This window comes from Pseudomonas sp. SLFW (assembly GCF_009905615.1).
Lineage (GTDB): Bacteria > Pseudomonadota > Gammaproteobacteria > Pseudomonadales > Pseudomonadaceae > Aquipseudomonas > Aquipseudomonas bambusae.
In genome coordinates this window covers 24,229-43,368 of sequence record NZ_JAAAKW010000015.1, presented here as the reverse complement: position 1 = coordinate 43,368, position 19,140 = coordinate 24,229, and the positions used below count along the sequence as shown (strand labels likewise).

Below are 19,140 nucleotides of genomic sequence, written 5' to 3'. Positions count from 1 at the left end.
AGATTCTGAATGGTCAACCAAGGGGGGCAAAGCCCAATGAGCTACAGCAAGATTCCGGCCGGTAAAGACGTGCCGAATGACATCTACGTCGCAATCGAGATCCCGGCTAACCACGCGCCGATCAAATACGAAATCGACAAAGAAAGCGACGCTCTGTTCGTTGACCGTTTCATGGCCACCCCGATGTTTTACCCGGCCAACTACGGTTTCATTCCGAACACGTTGGCGGATGACGGTGACCCCCTCGACGTGCTGGTCGTGACCCCTTACCCGGTTGCGCCAGGCTCGGTCATCCGCGCCCGTCCAGTCGGCGTGCTGAACATGACCGACGACGGCGGCGGCGATGCGAAGGTCATCGCAGTCCCACACGACAAGCTGTCCCAGCTGTACGTCGATGTGAAGGAATACACCGACCTGCCACCGCTGCTGATCCAGCAGATCGAGCATTTCTTCGCGAACTACAAAGATCTCGAAAAAGGCAAATGGGTCAAGATCGAAGGCTGGGCAGGCGCAGACGCCGCTCGTGAAGCCATCACCAAATCGGTCGCTGCCTACAAAGGCTGATCCGGTTCGCCACCTCCGAAGCGCCTGCCGCTTCGAAGGTGGCAACAACTTCCTTCTCGCGATACCCGCTACGCCGCTCCCGGTGTCTCAATATTTGTCTTTTTCTGTTTTTTTCGTCCGTCCGGCCGACAAAAATGTTTAAAGCATTGGCCCTTCAAACATTTTGTTTAGCGCATCAAACGGCACGCCTCTTTTCGGCAACAGAATTTTCAAGAATGTTCGAAGTTGCGGCTCTATTCCGTACGCTCTCGGCCGAACAGCCTTGAGCCGCGCTACTCAGGCTCTCCAGGCATTGTTGAGCCACTGCAAAACAGTGAATGAATCCCCCTACAGAAACAGTCAGATGTCATAACTTAAATAATCCCCAAACTCTTTGACTGCCTGCGCATTTGAACACTTCGTTCATTTAAACAAACTTGAACCGCACGTAAACTTTGCACCATGAATACATCAGGTGATCGACTACGCGTACTTCTGCGGGAGTGCCATCTCTCCGCAACGGACTTCGCCGCCAACCGCAAGGTAACGCCGCAACACGTGAACAACTGGTTCAAACGCGGCATCCCCATGGCGCGCATGGAAGAAGTGGCCGAACTGCTCAGCGTCAACGTTCGCTGGCTGCGCAGCGGCGAAGGTCCAAAACACCCCGGAGAAGACTGCAGCAACATCGGACTGAACGTCCCAACTAAAACACGGCCCGAACGCACAGGTGCTCGCGATGAACTGGACATGCCATTCTACAGCGAACTCGTGACTCAGCCCCCCGGCCAGACCAGCATCGGCGAAATCCATGGTCACAAAGTGCGCTTGGCGCGCCGCGTTCTCGATGCCATGGACGTCCAACTGCATAACGCCATCTGCGTCGCCATGGTCGGCAACAGCATGGCCGACAAGATTCAGGACGGCTCGCTCATCGGCGTAGACCGCGGCCGCATTAACGTCATCGACGGCGAAATTTACGCCCTCGAACACGACGGCATGCTCAGGGTGAAATACCTCTATCGTCTTCCCGGCGGTGGCCTGCGACTGCGCAGCCACAACGCCAGCGAATACCCCGATGAAATCTTCAGCGCCGAACAGATACAGGACCAACACATCCACATTCTCGGCTGGATCTTCTGGTGGTCCACCCTCAACAACCGCCGCCACCCCGCCACCTTGCCCTGACGGATAAAAAGCGGCGCCTGAAAGACTCATGGCAGCGCACCAGGACTGGGCAGACGGAGCAAGAGTGAGTATCCTGCACGCCTTCGTTTCAACACCCATCGGCTACCCGCTAATGGGTGATCGACCAGACGCCGCCCTGTGCGACGCCTCGTCTACCTTACAAGCGCCTGCACGCAGCGCGCACTTTTGCGGATGGGTGCGGATAGCCAAAAACTAACCAAACCTGTCACCGAGAAGCCGGCCACAAGCCGGCTTTTTAATGCCCGCCTATTGAGACTTTGCACATTTCAGCATCTTTTCCAGATGCATGCACCGTGCTAGCCTTCCGTCCCCGCTGTATCTCAATGGACTGAGTTCTCAAACAAGGAGTAAGCAATGCGCGCTATCGGCAACTTTCTGTGGTTCATCCTCGGTGGTCTCTTCATGGGCCTGGCCTGGTGGATCATCGGCGTCCTCGCCTTTGTGACCATCATCGGCATCCCATGGGGCAGAGCCTGCTTTGTGATCGGCCAGTTTTCCTTCTTCCCGTTTGGCAAAGAAGCGATCAGCCGCAAAGAACTGCACCTGAAAGACGACATTGGCACCGGTGGCCTTGGCCTGCTGGGCAACATCGTCTGGTTTGTCCTCGGTGGATTGTGGCTGGCATTGGGGCATGTGATGTCGGCTCTCGCGTGCTTCATCACCATCATCGGCATCCCCTTCGGAATTCAGCATCTGAAGCTGGCTGGCATCGCTCTCGCACCGATCGGGAAGACCATCGTAGCCAAGGAAGTTGCCGAGATGGCGAGGAAGGCGAATGCTGAGGAGTCGGTGAGAGTGTTGCGAGCTGGCGCGTAAGTGGCCTGGCGGGGGCGGTATCTGACTGCTCCCTTCTGTCACAACACCTGCCTGCCCGGCGCCTTACCCAAACCGCCACTACGACCAAAGACCCCCACTCCTGCCCCCTAAAGAACCATTTAGCCCCCCTCTTCATGCTCCTAGGATGACCCTCACTTGATGAGTGGACCTCCGGCCTCCCGGCCAAATAACCATAAGAAGAGGATTAATCAATGAGCAGCACGTTCTTCATTCCGTCTGTGAACATGATGGGCATCGGCAGTCTCGACGAGGCGACAGACGCGATCCGCAAGTATGGGTTTCGTCACGCATTGATCGTGACCGACGCCGGGCTGGCCAAGACAGGGGTCGCGGCGAAGGTGGCCGGGCTGCTGCAACAGCAGGATATCAATGCCACGATCTTCGACGGCGCCAAGCCCAACCCGACGGTCAGCAACGTGGAGAAAGGCCTGGAGCAACTGAAGCTCTGCGGCGCGGACTTCATCATTTCTCTCGGTGGCGGCTCGCCCCATGACTGCGCCAAAGGCATCGCGCTGGTCGCGGCCAACGGCGGGGAAATCAGCGATTACGAAGGCGTCGATCAATCTGCCAAGCCCCAGATGCCCTTGATCGCGATCAATACAACGGCCGGTACGGCCAGTGAGATGACCCGTTTCTGCATCATCACCGACGAAACCCGCCACGTGAAAATGGCCATCGTTGACCGCAACGTCACACCCCTTCTGTCCGTGAACGACCCGTCGCTGATGGCCGCGATGCCGAAAGGCCTGACCGCCGCGACGGGCATGGACGCACTGACTCACGCGATCGAAGCCTACGTCTCGACGGCGGCAACGCCGATCACCGACGCCTGCGCGCTGAAAGCCGTCGAGCTGATTTCTGCCAACCTGCGCACCGCCGTCGCCAACGGCAGCGACATGCCCGCACGGGAAAACATGGCGTACGCGCAGTTCCTCGCGGGGATGGCGTTCAATAACGCGTCGCTGGGTTATGTGCACGCGATGGCGCACCAGTTGGGCGGCTTCTACGACCTGCCCCACGGCGTGTGCAACGCGGTGCTGCTGCCGCACGTGGAAAGCTTCAACGCCAGCGTCTGCCCGGCGCGCCTGAAAGATGTGGCCACGGCCATGGGCGTTGACACGCAGCGTCTGGACAACGAAGCCGGTGCCGCCGCGGCCATCGCGGCGATCCGCAAACTGTCGGGCGACATCGGCATTCCGGGTGGTCTGGGCGAACTGGGCGCCAAGGCCGACGACATCCCTACTCTGGCGGCCAACGCCATGAAGGATGCCTGTGGCTTCACCAACCCACGCCCGGCGAACCAGGACCAGATCGAAGAGATCTTCCGCACGGCGATGTAAGCAGCCGATGCACTGATAAGGGGTTCGTATGGGCCCCTTATTCATTCTTTACATGGTGCTCGTGCAAGCTATTTGGGTCGCCGGGGTGCCAGCAATTCCGAACGCCCGATCTGAACGCGACCACTCTCTGCGGCGCGCGGCCCTGAAAATCCCGCCTCGCTGATTGCGGCATCCAGCCCTCGCAGATGCGGTGCAGATTTCGCGCTACGCAATGTTTCCATACCTTCGCTCCACGCATGAACCATGTGCTTGGCGACGTCCCGCCAGGCAGGTTCATTTTTCGACGCCTGGATCAGCTCTTCACCCACCTCAACAGCAGACTCGCAAAGCTGCTCGACCATCGCCGCATATTGCCTAGGTGGGATGCCCAGAACACTGTTGAAAAAAACCTCCAGCGTCCGCCCCGGTGTCCAGGTCTGACGCCCGCCCACAGGCAGCCCTGGCGGATTGGTCGCGAAACGGGGATAGGCCTGAGTGGTGACGAGGTCATAGATTGGCGTGTAGGTCACGTCGTCCCGAGAGGTGTAATAAAGCGCGATGTTTTTAGCGTGGCAATCAGCATTGCGAACGACGTAATTGGTCAGGATCTGCCAACCAAAATGCTCCCGCGCATCCCGCATTCGTTCGCTGGGGATATAAGGTCGAGTGGCGTTCCACACCCGCTCGGTCGTGGTTGCGTATTTTTCATGGGGCGGCAGGCCAAGAAGGCCGCAGGCATCTTCCACACCGTAAAGCGGACGCCCTTGCTGGTCGACATCGAAACGGTCCACGACCAACACGCGACCATCTTCGGACATTCGGCACGTGGCGACCGGCACGACCTGTAGCCGCGCAAGCACTTCCATCGTGTAGAACTCGTTGAGACCCAGATAGGGCGTTGTCTCGTCCGAGCCCTTGATGATGTGAAAGCCTGTACGAATCGTCGGTTTTCCGAGCGGGACGTCAGTCGGCTCGACGTCATGGGCGATGAATTTAGGGACCACGCCAGAGACCGCTGCACGGGCATAGCGTCGCACCAGCCCTGCGAAATGCTCGGTCGTGTTCTCCGCTTTCAACAGCTGTTCGATTTCCAGTGGGGCCATTTCCACGCCAGGCGCTACGCCTTCCGGGGTCACCGTGACGCGCCCGATGCCCGCACCGCCAATGACAGCGAGTAAGGACAGATCGGTGCCATCCAGAAGCGGTCCAAATTCTTCCCGAATGACGCCGAGCAAATACCCTTCAGGCAGGTTTTGCCGGAAGAATGGAAACAGATCACGCGGCCAGCGCCACGGCGCCTCGCGAACCGGCAGGGCAAGGCTCACAAAATCTGCAACGGAGGTGCCCGGCAGGTAGTGGAGAACATACTCGTCGCGCTCGCGATAAAGCTGGGCGACCTTACTGGCGCCGACATGCACATCCAGTCGCATCATTCGAACGCCCCTGAACGCTGCTCCGCCAGGATGTCTTCAACCGTCCGCTGATGACCGGCCTTCACCAGTCTCAAGTCATACCCTGCTGCTTCGAGCAGGCGGACTAACGCTGAAACGCTCATATCGCCTTTGGCCAGGGTTTCCATGCGGGCCACGGTCGAGCGCGACACGCCCGCTCGGTTGGCGATGGCTTCCTGGCTCAGTTGAGCATCACTGCGCGCGTGCTTGAGCATCTCGGCGATATCGAAAAGAGTGGACACGTTGTAGCCCTCAAGCACCAAAAACGTAGGTAATGCCTATTTTTGTAGCTCATGAGACACAACAATTCAAGACAGAGGCGTGATCCGAACGCAAACCGGAAAAGCTGAGACTGTAGCCCGCGAGCATCAAGCTCGATGCGAAGACGGTTTTTTGTAGCCCAGGAGCATCAATCCGCCTGCGGTTCGGCTTTTAGGATGTGCTCAAGAAATAGCCCCGCCGCTGTCGACAGTCCTTCTCTCGACCGCACGCAAACGCTCAATTCACGACTCGCCCACGCTTCATCCAGACGCACCGCCTTTGCACCATCGAGTTTGTAAATCCCGACACTGCCCTCGGGCATGATGCCGATGCCGACGCCCGCCTGAACCATCAGGCAGAGCGCGTCGTAGCTGGAGACTTCCATGCGAATTTTCAGGGAGCGGCCGAGATCATTGGCAGCTTTGATCAGTTGGAAGTTGAGGTGGGTGCCGCTGCGCAGAGTGACGTAAGGGTGGTCGAGGGTGTCGTTGAAGCTGACGGTTTCGAGCTCGGCCAAAGGGTGGTCGTTGGGCACGAGCAGGACCAGGCGGTCAGTGCGAAACGGAAAGACTTCGATGTCGGCGCCGTGTGGCAGCCGGGTGAAGATGCCGATATCGGCGCGGTTTTCGGCGACTGCCTTGGTGATGGCCAGGCTTTGCTGTTCTTCAAGGCTGATGTTGATCAGCGGGTAGTTGGCCATGAAGGATTTGATCAGGCCGGGCATGAATTGGGTGATGGCCGAGATGTTGGCCAAAACGCTGACCGAGCCGCGCCGCCCGTGGGAGTAGTCGCGCATTTGCACGACGATTTCGTTGAGGTTGTTCAGCGCGCTGCGGGCCATGAACAGAAGCGACAGCCCCGCGTCCGTGGGGGTGATGCCTTTGTTGGTGCGGTTGAGCAGTTTGGAGTCGAGCAGTTCTTCCAGTTCGCTGAGTCGCTTGCTCACCGCAGCCGCAGCGATGTGTTCACGCTGGGCGGCGGCCGCGATGGTGCCTTCTTCGACGACACTGACGAAAAGGCGCAGCGAAACGGGGTCGAGCTTCATGAGAGGTACCGGGCGTTGGCCTGCGTGGCCGCCATAGTACCTCGTCATGTCGTGGGTCAGAACTGGCCCGACAGCAGATGGCCGGCGTTCGGCACTTGGGCCTTGAGGCCGAGGCTTTTCAGAATCTGGTAGACCGTGGCGACGGACGCCGACAGCACCGGCTTGTCGAGACGATCCTGTACGACCTGAATCGCAGGCAGCGACGGCATTTGTACGCAGCATGACAGAACGACGCCATCGGCTTGTCCGATGTTGAGCTTGTCGGCGTGGGCCACCAGGTTCATCGGGTCCAGACGACCGACTTCGAGGTTGTCGGACACTTCCAGGCTGATGGAATCGACCACTTCAATGCCCGCCGCTTCGATGTAGTCGATGACCTGTTGGGTCAGGGGCTTCATGTACGGGGTGATGATCGAGATTTTCTTGTAATTGAGCAGGTTGAGGCTGTCGATTAACGCGCCCGCCGAGCTGAGCACCGGGGCGTTGGACTTGTTGCCGACAACGGTTTTGCCCAGACGCTCCTGCGAGACTTTGTGATAGCCCGCGCCCTGGCACATGATCGCCACCAGACAGGCATAAGCCATGACGTCCACCCGCGCATCGCTCAGCTCCAGCGCGCAACGGTCGCTGTCGATGTCCATCTTTTTCAGCTCTTCAGGGCTGACGTGCATCATGCGCATGCGCGAAGAGTGGAAGGTGAAATGCTCTTCCGGAAACAGACCGTAACGGGAGGTCAGCATCGCCGGAATTTCGGTTTCCATGGTGGTGTTGGAGCTGGGAACGATTTGGCCGATTCGAAAGTTTTTCATGGGTTCTCCTTTCAGTTCGCCGGCAACGACCGGGTAGGCGACCGATGTTAGGAGTGCGTGACAGAGGCGTACATCAGGCATTGACGAGCCTGCCATCGCGGATGGCGATGGCAGGCGGATGAGGTGAGCAGTGGCGCATCACAGATTTCGGGCCGAACCCTATGCCCCTTTGGGAGCGAATTCACTCGCGAGAGATGGCCAGGCGACAGGGATGCATCGTCCGAACGCCCCCTCTCGCGAATGAATTCGCTCCCACAGAAAGAGAGGCGTCAGAAAAGTTCAAGGTTGATGTCAGGCGTTGGAGAGTTCACCGACAGGCTGCGCTGCCTCGGTTTTGTGGTTGCCCAGCATGGCTTTGGGAATCGACAGGATCAGGCCCGCGCTGACGAACAGGCAGGCCCCCAGCACGTAGGTGCCGTTGTTGATGTTGCCTGTCAGGTTCTCGGCAACGGCCGTAATCATCGAACCGGTGAAGCCCGAGAGATTGCCAATGGCGTTGATCATGCCAATGCCCGCAGCGGCCGCGACACCTGACAGCACCGTACCGGGCAGGGTCCAGTAGATCGGCATCAGGCTCAGCACGCCGGACGCCGACACACTGAGGAAGACAATCGACAGCACGACGTTGTTGGCAAAATACGCGCTGAGGATCAGCCCGATGCCACCGATGATCGCGGGAATCGCCGCGTGCAGCCGACGCTCACCGGTCTTGTTGGAATGACGCGCATTGAGGGTCATGGCAATCACGGCGATGCCGTAGGGAATGGCCGTCAGCAGGCCGATGTCCAGTGGGTTGGAGATGCCAGCGCTCTTGATGATCGATGGCATCCAGAACGCCAGGCCATAGAAACCTGTGTTGAAGGTCAGCAGAATCAGCACCAGCAACCAGACCCGACCGTTGAAAAACACTTCGCGCAAGCTCGACGCTTTACCTGTGCTATCGGTCTGCAGGTTGGCCTTGAGCATTGCCTTCTCTTGCGGGGACAGCCATTTGGCGGCGTCGATGTTGTTGGCCATGAAAGCCAGCACTACAAAGGCCATGATCACCGACGGAATGCCTTCGATGATCAACAGCCATTGCCAGCCCGCCATACCCTGCACACCTTGCATGCGAGTCATCAGCCAGCCGGAAATCACCCCGCCCAGTGTCAGACTGATCGGCATGGCCATCAGGAAGCCGGACATTACTCGGCTTTGACGACGGGTCGGAAACCAATAGTTGAGGTAAAGGATGACGCCGGGAAAGAAACCTGCCTCACATATGCCGAGCAGAAAACGCAGCACGTAGAACATGGTTTCCGACTCGATGTGGAAAAACTTCGCCAATGGCACCGTGAAGGCAACGGCCATTGAAACGATGGCCCAACTGAGCATGATCCGAGCGATCCAGAACCGTGCGCCGAAGCGATGCAGCAAGAGGTTGCTCGGCACTTCGAAGATGAAATAGCCCCAGAAGAAGATGCTCGCGCCCAATGCATAGATCGTGTTGCTGAATTGCAGGTCGTTGAGCATGTCCAGCTTGGCGAAGCCGATGTTCACACGATCGAGGTACGCCGCCATGTAGCACAGCAGCAGGACGGGAAGGATGCGCAGAATGACTTTGCGGTAAGTGCGATCTTCGAATCTGGCTTGTTCGGCGCCCGAGGATTCGGGCAGGCGAGCGGATGCGGTTGCCATGGTGGGACCTCCAGGCACTGAACGCGCCTGTATTGTTGTTATGGGGGTCAAGACACGAGCGGATGGTACTGACAACCGATAGATGAAGAATAATGAGATGTTTCCATTGATCGATAACCCGAGGTTATCGACTCACGCGAGCATTCTCCGTATGCGCCAGCAGGATTTCGGCAAACTCTGACGCAGCGCCGAGCAGCGGTTCACCTTTGCGGGTCAGGATTCCGTAGTCCTGGGGCGCCAGCTTCAAAGGAGTGTTCAGCACCTTCAGCAGGCCGCTTTCCAGATGGGGCTGAGCCATCGGCGCTGGCAACATGGCGATCATCGGCCCCGATTGCAGCACTTGAAGGAAGGTCTGCATCGAAATGGTGTCGATGGTGTTTCTCGGCAGCGCGATACCCGCCTTGGCAAAGGCCTGCTCCATTCGCGCCCGGATCGGCGTGCCCACCGGGTAGAGAATCCAGGGCCAATTGCCCAGTTCCTCAAGTGGCGTTTCTTTCAACGCGTTCAGCGGATGCTGACTGTTGACGACCATGCAGAAAGGCTCGGGCGCCAATGCCTTGAAGTCATACACTTGCTGTTGGTTCTCGTTGGTGTATCGAGCCACGGCCAAGTCAAGCTTCTTGTCCTCGAGCATTTCCATCAGGTGGTCGCTGGTCTGTTCCACGATCTCGATTGAGAGCAAGGGCCAGCGCTGCTTCAACTGCACGATCGCGCTGGGCAGCACGACGGCGGTGGCAGCGAAGATCGCGCCCACCTTCAGAAACCCGTGACCGCCTTCGCGCAGGCTGCTGATCTGGTCAACGAACTTGTTCGCGTCATTCAACGCAATTTGCGCGTAACGCACGACGTGTTCACCCAACGCAGTGGGCGGCATGTTGCGCGGCAGGCGCTCGAAGAGGTCGAATCCCAGCAACCGCTCGATTTCACGGAGCATCTTGCTGACGGCAGGTTGGCTGAGGTTCATGTGCAAGGCGGCGGCGTGCATGTTACGGGTCCGCGCCAAGGTGTCGATCAACACCAGATGCTTGAATTTGAGCCAGTTACAGACTGTCTGAAAGGACAGATCGGACATGGGAGCAGCCTCAATTTTCGATAACCCAGTGTTATCGATAATTGAGCAGATGTCATTGGAGTTTATCGCCGTCGCTGATTAGGGTCGGTAGCAAAAGCACAAGAACCTTCGAGGACTGCCATGCCTATTCAACTGACTCCCGAGAACACGCTGCCTGCTGATGGCCTCAGTGGCACATTGATTGGTCGGGCCTGGGTGCCCGGCAAGGTCAGCGGACCCTCACCCGTGGTTTTGCGCAGTGACGGGGTGTTCGATCTGTCCGAACGCTTCGCCACGTTGAGCGAGTTGTTAGAGGCGCAATCGCCTCTCCAGGCGGTGCGCGAAACCCAAGGCACGTTGATTGCCAGCCTCGAAGACCTGCTCGCCAATTCCACCGCCACCCCTGACCTCGACAAAGCCTTTCTGCTGGCACCGGCCGACTTGCAGGTGATCAAGGCCGCGGGTGTGACGTTCGCCGCCAGCATGATTGAGCGCGTCATTGAAGAGCAGGCTGCGGGCGACCCGGCCAAGGCCGAAAGCGTACGGGCAATCGTGCAAGGCGCCATCGGCGATAACTTGCGCAACATCAGGCCAGGCTCCGATCAGGCAAAAACCCTCAAAGCACTGCTGATCGAGCAGAAAATGTGGTCGCAATACCTGGAGGTCGGCATCGGCCCTGATGCCGAGATTTTCACGAAAGCGCCCGTATTGGCCTCCGTGGCCAGCGGCAGCCAAATCGGCATTCATCCGAAATCGGAATGGAACAATCCAGAGCCTGAAGTGGTGCTGGCGGTGAACAGTCGCGGGCAGATTCATGGCGCAACCCTCGGCAACGACGTTAATTTGCGTGACTTCGAAGGTCGCAGCGCATTGCTGCTCAGCAAAGCCAAGGACAACAACGCGTCCTGCGCGATCGGCCCGTTCATTCGACTGTTCGACGAGACGTTTTCGATGGACGACGTGCGCCATTGCGTGGTCGACCTGCGCGTCAAAGGTGAAGACGGCTACGTTCTCAAGGGCTCCAGTTCCATGTCGCAGATCAGCCGCGACCCGGAAGACATCGCGGCCCAGACCCTCAACGCGAATCACCAGTACCCGGACGGTTTCCTGCTGTTTCTCGGCACCCTGTTCGCCCCGACCGAAGACCGGGATACCGTCGGCAGCGGTTTTACCCACAAATTGTTGGATCAGGTCAGCATCAGCAGCCGGTTGCTCGGCGGCCTGCATAACGAAGTCACCCACAGCAGCCACGCAACGCCGTGGACGTTCGGGGTCGGCGCGCTGTTTCACAACCTGGCGGCGCGGGGATTACTGTCGCGTTAATTCGCGCGCTGACGTCATGCTGTAGTCGTGTTGCCAGATATTCCAATGACAAGAGAAGCCCGAACCATGTCCGAATCACCCAAACGCCCCCTGCGCAGCCAGCAATGGTTCGATGACCCCTCCCACGCCGACATGACGGCGCTCTACGTCGAGCGTTACATGAATTACGGTTTGACCCGGGAAGAACTGCAATCCGGACGTCCAATCATTGGCATCGCACAAACCGGCAGTGATCTGGCCCCTTGCAATCGTCATCATCTGGAACTCGCGCAACGGGTGAAGGCGGGGATTCGAGACGCGGGCGGTATCCCGATGGAATTCCCGGTGCACCCAATGGCCGAGCAGACCCGCCGCCCCACGGCAGCGCTGGACCGCAATCTTGCGTATTTAGGCCTCGTTGAAATCCTCCATGGCTATCCGCTGGACGGAGTCGTGCTGACCACCGGCTGCGACAAAACCACCCCGGCCTGCCTGATGGCCGCAGCCACCACTGACCTCCCGGCGATCGTCTTGTCTGGCGGACCCATGCTCGACGGCCGTCACAAGGGCGAGTTGATCGGCTCTGGCACCGTGCTCTGGCATGCGCGCAATCTGCTGTCGGCGGGCGAGATCAACTACGAAGGCTTCATGGAAATGACCACCGCCGCGTCGCCATCGGTGGGTCACTGCAACACCATGGGCACGGCGCTGTCGATGAACGCGCTGGCCGAAGCGCTGGGCATGTCGTTGCCCGGCTGCGCGAGCATTCCGGCTCCTTATCGCGAGCGGGGCCAGATGGCGTACCTCACAGGCAAACGCATCTGCGACCTGGTGCGTGAAGACGTGCGGCCTTCGCAGATCATGACCCGTGAAGCTTTTGAAAACGCGATTGCCGTGGCCTCAGCGCTGGGCGCATCGAGCAACTGCCCGCCGCACCTGATCGCCATCGCTCGCCACATGGGGGTCGAATTGAGTCTGGATGACTGGCAGCGCATCGGTGAGGACATTCCGCTATTGGTGAACTGCATGCCGGCGGGGAAATACCTGGGCGAAGGGTTCCATCGTGCGGGCGGCGTACCGGCAGTGATGCACGAACTGCAAAAAGCCGGAAAACTGCATGAGGACTGTGGCTCGGTGTCGGGCAAAACCATTGGCGAGATCGTGCGTAACACCCTCGCCCACGACGCCGACGTGATTCGCCCCTACGACGATCCACTCAAGCACCGTGCGGGCTTCATCGTGTTGAGCGGCAATTTCTTCGACAGCGCGATCATGAAGATGTCGGTGGTCGGCGAAGCGTTTCGCAAGACGTATCTGTCCGAGCCGGGCGCAGAGAACAGCTTCGAAGCGCGCGCCATCGTCTTCGAAGGGCCAGAGGACTACCACGAGCGTATCAATGACCCGGCGCTTGAAATCGATGAGCGCTGCATTTTGGTGATTCGTGGCGCAGGCACCGTGGGCTATCCGGGGAGTGCCGAGGTGGTGAACATGGCCCCTCCCGCCGAACTGATCAAGCGCGGCATCGACTCCTTGCCGTGCCTGGGAGATGGCCGCCAGAGCGGCACTTCGGCCAGCCCTTCCATCCTGAACATGTCGCCTGAAGCAGCGGTGGGCGGCGGCTTGGCGCTGTTGAAAACCAATGACCGGCTGCGCGTGGACCTGAACAATCGCAGCGTGAACGTATTGGTCAGCGACGAAGAAATGGCCGAGCGCCGTGCGCATTTCGAACCGAAAATGCCTGCGTCCCAAACGCCGTGGCAGGAGTTGTATCGCCAGTTGGTGGGGCAACTGTCGACAGGGGGCTGTCTGGAACCCGCGACGTTGCACTTGAGGGTAATTGCCAGAAGCGGCGAGCCACGGCATTCCCATTGACCTGCTCGCTGACACCCTGATCGCGTGGAAAGGCAAAACCTGTGGGATCGAATGCATTCGTGAAAGATGGATCAGGCCGCCGAAAGGCATTGAGCGTGCGACCCCTTCGCGAATGAATTCGCTCCTACAGGAAGTCCGTGTTTGCCCAGTGACAACATGAGCACTGCGCTTACAACAACGTCGGCAACCCGCTTTCAGACTCCGCAAACCGGCTCTTCAACATCGAATACAACTGCTGCACCGCCGGGGAATATTGCTGACGATGGGGATAAACGAAATTCAGCGGCGCTGGTTCGCCATGGTAATCCGGCAACAGCAGCTCCAATCTTCCCGCCAGCACATCCTCGCGCACATCGACCCACGATTTATAAGCGATGCCCTCGCCCGCCACCGCCCAACGACGAACCAGATCGGCATCGTCGGTCAGCAGCGGCCCCGCGACCGTGAACACCCGCCCGCCCACCGGCCATTTGTCATAAACCCGGCCATGAATGATGTACAGCAGGCAGTCGTGCTGCAGCAGATCATCGGACGCCGCAGGCCGCCCCTTGCGCGCCAGATAATCGGGGGAGGCCACCAATACGCGACGATTCCAGGGGGCCAGCGGCAGCGCGATGTAATTGGCGTCTTCGATCACGCCGCTGCGAATCGCCACGTCCACCGGATCGCGGAAAATATCGGCCACTTGATCGGAGACGAAGAGGCGCAGGTTCAACGAAGGATGTTGCCGACGAAACCCGGTCAGCCATTCCAGCATCACGTTGCGCCCCAGATCCGACGGCATGGACACTTGCAGCGTGCCTTGCAGCTCGGCACTTTCGCGGCGCAATTTTTCGCGCCCTTCTTTCAACGCATCGAGCACCGTTCGTGCGGTCGGCAGGTATTGCTCGCCCTCTGCCGTGAGGCGCAGGCTGCGGGTCGAACGGGCGAACAGGCGAATGTCCAGTTCGCGTTCCAGGCGTTTGATCGCCGCCGCCACTTGCCCTGGCAGCAGATCAACCTCCCGTGCCGCATTGGAAAAACTGCCCAGCGCGGCAGTTCGAACGAACAGCGTCAGATCGTCGATGCGGATCATTTTCACTCCAGCTGTGAAAGTGTTGGTGGAGTGTGCCGGTTTTTCTTTTCGGTAGAGAAGAACAAGATGCGCCCATCGACCTGAACATTCATTTGCATTCATAAAGAGACCGCCATGAAAGCCATCGCCTTTACCCAACACGGCCTGCCCATCGAAGACCCGAAATCCCTGATGGACATGGACCTGCCTAAACCTGTCCCCGGCCCACGAGACCTGCTGGTGGAAGTGCGCGCCCTGTCAGTGAATCCGGTGGACACCAAAGTCCGCGCAGGTTCGGCGACCACCGAACCGAAAGTCGTCGGCTGGGATGCCGTTGGCGTCGTGCGGGAAACCGGCAGCGACGTCACGCTGTTCAAGGCAGGTGACGAGGTGTTCTACGCGGGCTCCATCGCCCGGCCCGGCAACTACAGCGAATTCCATTTGGTGGACGAGCGCATCGTCGGTCGCAAACCGAAAAGTATCGACAACGCCCACGCCGCCGCACTGCCGCTGACGTCGATCACCGCGTGGGAACTGCTGTTCGACCGCCTGGGCGTGAAAGAAGGCGAGGGCGAAGGCGACAGCCTGTTGATCATCGGCGCGGGCGGCGGTGTGGGTTCGATCCTTGTGCAACTGGCGCGTCAATTGACCAAATTGACCGTGATCGGTACCGCGTCGCGCCCGGAAACCCAGGAATGGGTCAAAGACCTCGGCGCCCATCACGTGATCGACCATAGCCAGCCGCTGGTGGCGCAACTGGAGAAAATCGGCGTGGGCCAGGTCAGCCATGTCGCCAGCCTCACCCACACTGACAGTTACTTTCCGCAACTGATCGAGGCACTGCGCCCGCAGGGGAAACTGGCGCTGATTGACGACCCGAAAGCCCTCGATGTGATGCCGATGAAGCGCAAAGCGCTGTCGTTGCACTGGGAGTTGATGTTCACCCGGTCGCTGTTCGAAACGCCAGATATGATCGCCCAGCACGAACTGCTTGACCGGGTTTCGAGCCTGATCGACCAAGGCGTGCTGAAAACCACGCTGGGCGAGCACTTCGGCACCATCAATGCCGAAAACCTGCGCCGCGCCCACGCCGTGATCGAAAGCGGCAAAGCCAAGGGCAAGATCGTTCTCGAAGGTTTTTAAGCCCTCGTTCGGAGGGCATCCGCTGTGGCAGCATGGTTTTCGGCGGTGGCCGCCTCAAACAGGCCACCACCGGCAGGCCATGCTGCAGGGCGATCACCCTCCCACAGGGGTATCAGCGCACGGCTTACTGGCGACGACGATCTCAAGCACGCCATCACCGGCAATCCATGCTGCTACCGCTACAATGTCGGCGCCCACAATGCTCGGTGGCATGCTCATATCGCATAATTGTCGCGGCAATAGACCGGCGCTGAACGCCCTCCGCCCGGCACCTCTCATTTGCCCCAATGCCCTCGCTCTGCTAGTGTCGCGCCGGTTTAACGTCTACCGGGATAGCCGCCATGGCCCGCAAGAAAGCTGCACTGGATTTCGAACAGTCCCTCACGGATTTGCAAACGCTGGTTGAGCGTCTGGAGAACGGCGAGCTGTCGCTGGAAGACTCGTTGACCGCTTTCGAACAAGGCATCCGTCTGACCCGCGAGTGTCAGAGCGCGCTGGCGCAAGCCGAGCAGAAGGTGCAAGTGTTGCTGGAACGCGATGGCGAACTGGCCGAGGAACCCTTCGACGCGGAACAGCCAGAATGATTGCCGAGTATCAGGCCCTCAGTCAGGCACGCGTCAATGCGGCGCTGGACAGCCTGTTCAACGCCCCCTCTCCTGAGCTGAACCGTCTTTACGAAGCCATGCGCTACAGCGTCACCAATGGCGGCAAGCGCGTGCGCCCGCTGCTGGTGTACGCAGCCTGTGAAGCGCTGGGCGGCAACGCCGAACACGCTAACGGCGCAGCTTGTGCCGTCGAGCTGATCCACGCGTATTCGCTGGTGCACGACGACCTGCCCGCCATGGACGACGACGATCTGCGTCGCGGCCTGCCGACCACTCACAAAGCGTTCGACGAAGCCTGTGCCATCCTCGCCGGTGACGGCCTGCAAAGCCTGGCGTTCAGCGTGTTGAGCGACGGCAAACTCACTCCGCAAGACGCAGAGACCCGTTTGAAAATGGTCGCCACCCTCGCCCACGCCGCAGGCCCGGCGGGCATGGTTGGCGGACAGGCCATCGACCTTGGCTCGGTCGGCCTCAAGCTGGACCAGACCGCGCTGGAAATCATGCACCGGCATAAAACCGGGGCGCTGATCGAAGCGAGCGTTCGTCTCGGTGCGCTGGCCAGCGGTCATGCCAGCCAGGTGCAACTCGACTCGCTGCAAATCTACGCCCGCGCCATCGGCCTGGCGTTTCAGGTGCAGGATGACATTCTCGACGTCGAAAGCGATACCGCGACCCTCGGCAAGCGCCAGGGCGCCGACATCGCTCGCGACAAGCCGACCTACCCTGCGCTGTTGGGCCTGGAAGAAGCCAAACATTACGCGCTGGAACTCCGCGATCAGGCGCTGGTGGCGCTGCGACCTTTCGACGCGGCCGCCGAGCCATTGCGCGCGTTGGCGCGCTATATCGTTGAACGTCGTAACTGACAGGCTATCCGCCAAACACGCCACCCTGCGGCAGCACGGTATGCCAGCGGCAGCGATCCTGCGGACATGACCGCCAGCAAGCCACGCGGCTACAGCGGGATGTGCCGTTTGAACCTGCCGATTTGAGCACCCATCGATTGCGTTTCATGGGCAGCTCGCGATGCATCAGGTAAACTGCCGCCTCTTTTACTTATAACGATTCGCCTGATGCCCACGACGTTCAAAGAGATTCCCCGCGAGCGCCCGTCCACGCCACTGCTCGACAAGGCAGTGACGCCGGACGGCCTGCGCCGGTTAGGTGAAGCCGAGCTCGAAGCCCTGGCTGACGAACTGCGCCTGGAGCTGCTCTACACCGTTGGCCAGACCGGCGGGCACTTCGGTGCCGGCCTTGGCGTCATTGAGCTGACCGTGGCCCTGCACTACGTCTTCGACACCCCCGACGACCGGCTGGTCTGGGACGTTGGCCATCAGGCGTACCCGCACAAGATCCTCACCGGTCGCCGCGAGCAGATGTCGACCCTGCGCCAGAAAGGCGGTGTGGCCGCCTTCCCGCGTCGCAGCGAAAGCGAGTACGACACCTTTGGCGTCGGTCACTCCAGCACCTCCATCAGCGCCGCGCTTGGCATGGCCGTTGCCAATCGCCTGCAAGGCAACGGTCGCAAGGCCATCGCCGTGATCGGTGACGGCGCGCTGACGGCAGGCATGGCCTTTGAGGCGTTGAACCACGCCCCTGAAGTCAACGCCGATATGTTGGTGATCCTCAACGACAACGACATGTCGATCTCGCGCAACGTCGGCGGGCTGTCGAATTACCTGGCGAAGATTCTGTCCAGCCGCACCTACGCCAGCATGCGCGAAGGCAGCAAGAAAGTGCTGTCGCGTCTGCCCGGCGCGTGGGAAATCGCCCGCCGCACCGAAGAGTACGCCAAAGGCATGCTGGTTCCCGGCACCCTGTTCGAAGAGCTGGGCTGGAATTACATCGGCCCTATCGACGGTCACGACCTGCCGACGCTGATCGCCACCCTGCGCAACATGCGTGACCTCAAAGGCCCGCAGTTCCTGCATGTGGTCACCAAAAAGGGCAAGGGGTTCGCCCCGGCCGAAGTCGATCCGATCGGCTATCACGCGATCACCAAGCTCGACCCGGTCAACGCCCCTGTCGCGCCGAAAAAGGCCAGCGGGCCGAAGTATTCCGGTGTGTTTGGTCAGTGGTTGTGCGACATGGCTGCCGCAGATGAGCGTCTGGTCGGCATCACCCCGGCCATGAAAGAAGGCTCGGACCTGGTCGAATTCAGCGAGCGCTTCCCGGAGCGGTATTTCGACGTGGCCATCGCCGAGCAGCATGCGGTGACACTGGCGGCAGGCATGGCCTGCGAAGGCGCCAAGCCCGTCGTGGCGATTTATTCGACCTTCCTGCAACGCGGATACGATCAACTGATCCACGACGTGGCGGTGCAGAACCTCGACGTGTTGTTTGCCATCGACCGCGCCGGTCTGGTGGGCGAAGACGGCCCGACCCACGCAGGCAGCTTCGATCTGTCGTACCTGCGCTGCATCCCCGGCATGCTGGTGATGACGCCGAGCGACGAGAACGAACTGCGCAAAATGCTCAGCACCGGCCACCTGTTCAACGGCCCTGCGGCGGTGCGCTATCCACGCGGCACTGGCCCGAATGCCGTGATCGACAACGGCCTGGAGCCGCTTGAAATCGGCAAGGGCATCGTCCGCCGTCAAGGCAGCAAAGTCGCCATGCTGGTGTTCGGCGTGCAACTGGCCGAGGCATTGGTCGTTGCGGAAAAAATCGACGCCACGGTGGTCGACATGCGTTTCGTCAAACCGCTGGACGAGGCACTGGTCCGCGAAATAGCAGCCCATCACGACCTGCTGGTGACTATCGAAGAGAACGCCATCATGGGTGGCGCGGGCGCGGCGGTGAGCGAGTTCCTGGCACGGGAGAACATTCTCAAGTCTGTGCTTCACCTGGGCCTGCCGGACAGCTACGTCGAACACGCCAAACCGGCGCAGATGCTCGCGGAATGCGGGCTGGACGCCGACGGAATCGAAGCGTCGATCAATGCACGTCTGGCCAAAATCTAAAC

The 19,140-nt window shown here is 59.9% G+C and carries 17 protein-coding genes; 10 read left to right on the top strand and 7 right to left on the bottom strand.

Features of this window, described 5'->3' with window-relative positions; all coding sequences use genetic code 11:
• Positions 1-36: 36 nt before the first annotated feature.
• From ppa to yiaY, 4 genes are all read left to right on the top strand, one after another.
• On the top strand, positions 37-564 hold the full coding sequence (gene ppa / locus GVN17_RS22470) for an inorganic diphosphatase (protein WP_166597457.1): 528 nt from the start codon (positions 37-39) through the stop codon (positions 562-564).
• Positions 565-1,005: 441 nt separating this feature from the next.
• On the top strand, positions 1,006-1,731 hold the full coding sequence (locus GVN17_RS22465; RefSeq protein ID WP_166597456.1) for an XRE family transcriptional regulator: 726 nt from the start codon (positions 1,006-1,008) through the stop codon (positions 1,729-1,731).
• Positions 1,732-2,106: 375 nt separating this feature from the next.
• A complete protein-coding gene (locus GVN17_RS22460; protein WP_166597455.1) occupies positions 2,107-2,568 on the top strand; it encodes a YccF domain-containing protein in 462 nt (153 codons plus the stop codon).
• Between the two features lie 212 nt (positions 2,569-2,780).
• A complete protein-coding gene (gene yiaY / locus GVN17_RS22455; RefSeq protein ID WP_166597454.1) occupies positions 2,781-3,929 on the top strand; it encodes an L-threonine dehydrogenase in 1,149 nt (382 codons plus the stop codon).
• Between the two features lie 68 nt (positions 3,930-3,997).
• On the opposite strand, the gene GVN17_RS22450 is transcribed toward yiaY, so the two are convergent.
• The 6 genes from GVN17_RS22450 to GVN17_RS22425 form a co-directional block, all read right to left on the bottom strand.
• Positions 3,998-5,338 (bottom strand): type II toxin-antitoxin system HipA family toxin, encoded by a 1,341-nt coding sequence (locus GVN17_RS22450; protein WP_166597453.1) that lies wholly within the window; start codon positions 5,336-5,338, stop codon positions 3,998-4,000.
• Complete coding sequence (locus GVN17_RS22445; protein WP_166597452.1) at positions 5,338-5,601, bottom strand: helix-turn-helix transcriptional regulator; 264 nt, start codon at positions 5,599-5,601, stop codon at positions 5,338-5,340. The genes GVN17_RS22450 and GVN17_RS22445 overlap by 1 nt, the downstream gene beginning before the upstream one ends.
• Before the next feature lie 167 nt (positions 5,602-5,768).
• Positions 5,769-6,665 carry a LysR family transcriptional regulator gene (locus GVN17_RS22440; RefSeq protein ID WP_166597451.1) on the bottom strand — a complete coding sequence of 299 codons (897 nt, stop codon included), beginning with the start codon at positions 6,663-6,665 and terminating at the stop codon, positions 5,769-5,771.
• A 56-nt stretch (positions 6,666-6,721) separates the two neighbouring features.
• A complete protein-coding gene (locus tag GVN17_RS22435) occupies positions 6,722-7,474 on the bottom strand; it encodes an Asp/Glu racemase (RefSeq protein WP_166597450.1) in 753 nt (250 codons plus the stop codon).
• A gap of 291 nt (positions 7,475-7,765) precedes the next feature.
• A complete protein-coding gene (locus tag GVN17_RS22430; protein WP_166597449.1) occupies positions 7,766-9,151 on the bottom strand; it encodes an MFS transporter in 1,386 nt (461 codons plus the stop codon).
• 124 nt (positions 9,152-9,275) lie between these two features.
• Complete coding sequence (locus GVN17_RS22425) at positions 9,276-10,223, bottom strand: LysR family transcriptional regulator (RefSeq protein ID WP_166597448.1); 948 nt, start codon at positions 10,221-10,223, stop codon at positions 9,276-9,278.
• 120 nt (positions 10,224-10,343) lie between these two features.
• Between GVN17_RS22425 and GVN17_RS22420 the strand changes: the two genes are divergently transcribed.
• Together GVN17_RS22420 and GVN17_RS22415 are read left to right on the top strand one after the other, a co-directional pair.
• Positions 10,344-11,525 (top strand): fumarylacetoacetate hydrolase family protein, encoded by a 1,182-nt coding sequence (locus tag GVN17_RS22420; RefSeq protein WP_166597447.1) that lies wholly within the window; start codon positions 10,344-10,346, stop codon positions 11,523-11,525.
• Positions 11,526-11,591: 66 nt separating this feature from the next.
• Positions 11,592-13,376 carry an IlvD/Edd family dehydratase gene (locus GVN17_RS22415; protein WP_166597446.1) on the top strand — a complete coding sequence of 595 codons (1,785 nt, stop codon included), beginning with the start codon at positions 11,592-11,594 and terminating at the stop codon, positions 13,374-13,376.
• A gap of 169 nt (positions 13,377-13,545) precedes the next feature.
• On the opposite strand, the gene GVN17_RS22410 is transcribed toward GVN17_RS22415, so the two are convergent.
• Complete coding sequence (locus GVN17_RS22410) at positions 13,546-14,451, bottom strand: LysR family transcriptional regulator (RefSeq protein ID WP_166597445.1); 906 nt, start codon at positions 14,449-14,451, stop codon at positions 13,546-13,548.
• A gap of 114 nt (positions 14,452-14,565) precedes the next feature.
• Between GVN17_RS22410 and GVN17_RS22405 the strand changes: the two genes are divergently transcribed.
• The 4 genes from GVN17_RS22405 (at position 14,566) to dxs (ending at position 19,138) form a co-directional block, all read left to right on the top strand.
• On the top strand, positions 14,566-15,573 hold the full coding sequence (locus tag GVN17_RS22405) for a zinc-binding alcohol dehydrogenase family protein (RefSeq protein WP_166597444.1): 1,008 nt from the start codon (positions 14,566-14,568) through the stop codon (positions 15,571-15,573).
• A gap of 341 nt (positions 15,574-15,914) precedes the next feature.
• On the top strand, positions 15,915-16,157 hold the full coding sequence (locus GVN17_RS22400) for an exodeoxyribonuclease VII small subunit (RefSeq protein ID WP_062384761.1): 243 nt from the start codon (positions 15,915-15,917) through the stop codon (positions 16,155-16,157).
• A complete protein-coding gene (ispA, locus tag GVN17_RS22395; RefSeq protein WP_166597443.1) occupies positions 16,154-17,041 on the top strand; it encodes a (2E,6E)-farnesyl diphosphate synthase in 888 nt (295 codons plus the stop codon). The genes GVN17_RS22400 and ispA overlap by 4 nt, the downstream gene beginning before the upstream one ends.
• A 207-nt stretch (positions 17,042-17,248) precedes the next feature.
• A complete protein-coding gene (dxs, locus tag GVN17_RS22390) occupies positions 17,249-19,138 on the top strand; it encodes a 1-deoxy-D-xylulose-5-phosphate synthase (RefSeq protein ID WP_166597442.1) in 1,890 nt (629 codons plus the stop codon).
• Positions 19,139-19,140 lie beyond the last annotated feature (2 nt).

Excerpts from the sequence above, each read along its gene's own strand:
- GVN17_RS22450 (WP_166597453.1), bottom strand. The coding sequence starts at position 5,338 with ATGCGACTGGATGTGCATGTCGGCGCCAGTAAGGTCGCCCAGCTTTAT.
- GVN17_RS22415 (WP_166597446.1), top strand. The coding sequence starts at position 11,592 with ATGTCCGAATCACCCAAACGCCCCCTGCGCAGCCAGCAATGGTTCGAT.
- GVN17_RS22425 (WP_166597448.1), bottom strand. The coding sequence starts at position 10,223 with ATGTCCGATCTGTCCTTTCAGACAGTCTGTAACTGGCTCAAATTCAAG.
- GVN17_RS22465 (WP_166597456.1), top strand. The coding sequence starts at position 1,006 with ATGAATACATCAGGTGATCGACTACGCGTACTTCTGCGGGAGTGCCAT.
- GVN17_RS22430 (WP_166597449.1), bottom strand. The coding sequence starts at position 9,151 with ATGGCAACCGCATCCGCTCGCCTGCCCGAATCCTCGGGCGCCGAACAA.
- dxs (WP_166597442.1), top strand. The coding sequence starts at position 17,249 with ATGCCCACGACGTTCAAAGAGATTCCCCGCGAGCGCCCGTCCACGCCA.
- GVN17_RS22460 (WP_166597455.1), top strand. The coding sequence starts at position 2,107 with ATGCGCGCTATCGGCAACTTTCTGTGGTTCATCCTCGGTGGTCTCTTC.
- GVN17_RS22410 (WP_166597445.1), bottom strand. The coding sequence starts at position 14,451 with ATGATCCGCATCGACGATCTGACGCTGTTCGTTCGAACTGCCGCGCTG.
- GVN17_RS22405 (WP_166597444.1), top strand. The coding sequence starts at position 14,566 with ATGAAAGCCATCGCCTTTACCCAACACGGCCTGCCCATCGAAGACCCG.
- GVN17_RS22435 (WP_166597450.1), bottom strand. The coding sequence starts at position 7,474 with ATGAAAAACTTTCGAATCGGCCAAATCGTTCCCAGCTCCAACACCACC.
- yiaY (WP_166597454.1), top strand. The coding sequence starts at position 2,781 with ATGAGCAGCACGTTCTTCATTCCGTCTGTGAACATGATGGGCATCGGC.
- ispA (WP_166597443.1), top strand. The coding sequence starts at position 16,154 with ATGATTGCCGAGTATCAGGCCCTCAGTCAGGCACGCGTCAATGCGGCG.
- GVN17_RS22400 (WP_062384761.1), top strand. The coding sequence starts at position 15,915 with ATGGCCCGCAAGAAAGCTGCACTGGATTTCGAACAGTCCCTCACGGAT.
- GVN17_RS22440 (WP_166597451.1), bottom strand. The coding sequence starts at position 6,665 with ATGAAGCTCGACCCCGTTTCGCTGCGCCTTTTCGTCAGTGTCGTCGAA.
- GVN17_RS22420 (WP_166597447.1), top strand. The coding sequence starts at position 10,344 with ATGCCTATTCAACTGACTCCCGAGAACACGCTGCCTGCTGATGGCCTC.
- ppa (WP_166597457.1), top strand. The coding sequence starts at position 37 with ATGAGCTACAGCAAGATTCCGGCCGGTAAAGACGTGCCGAATGACATC.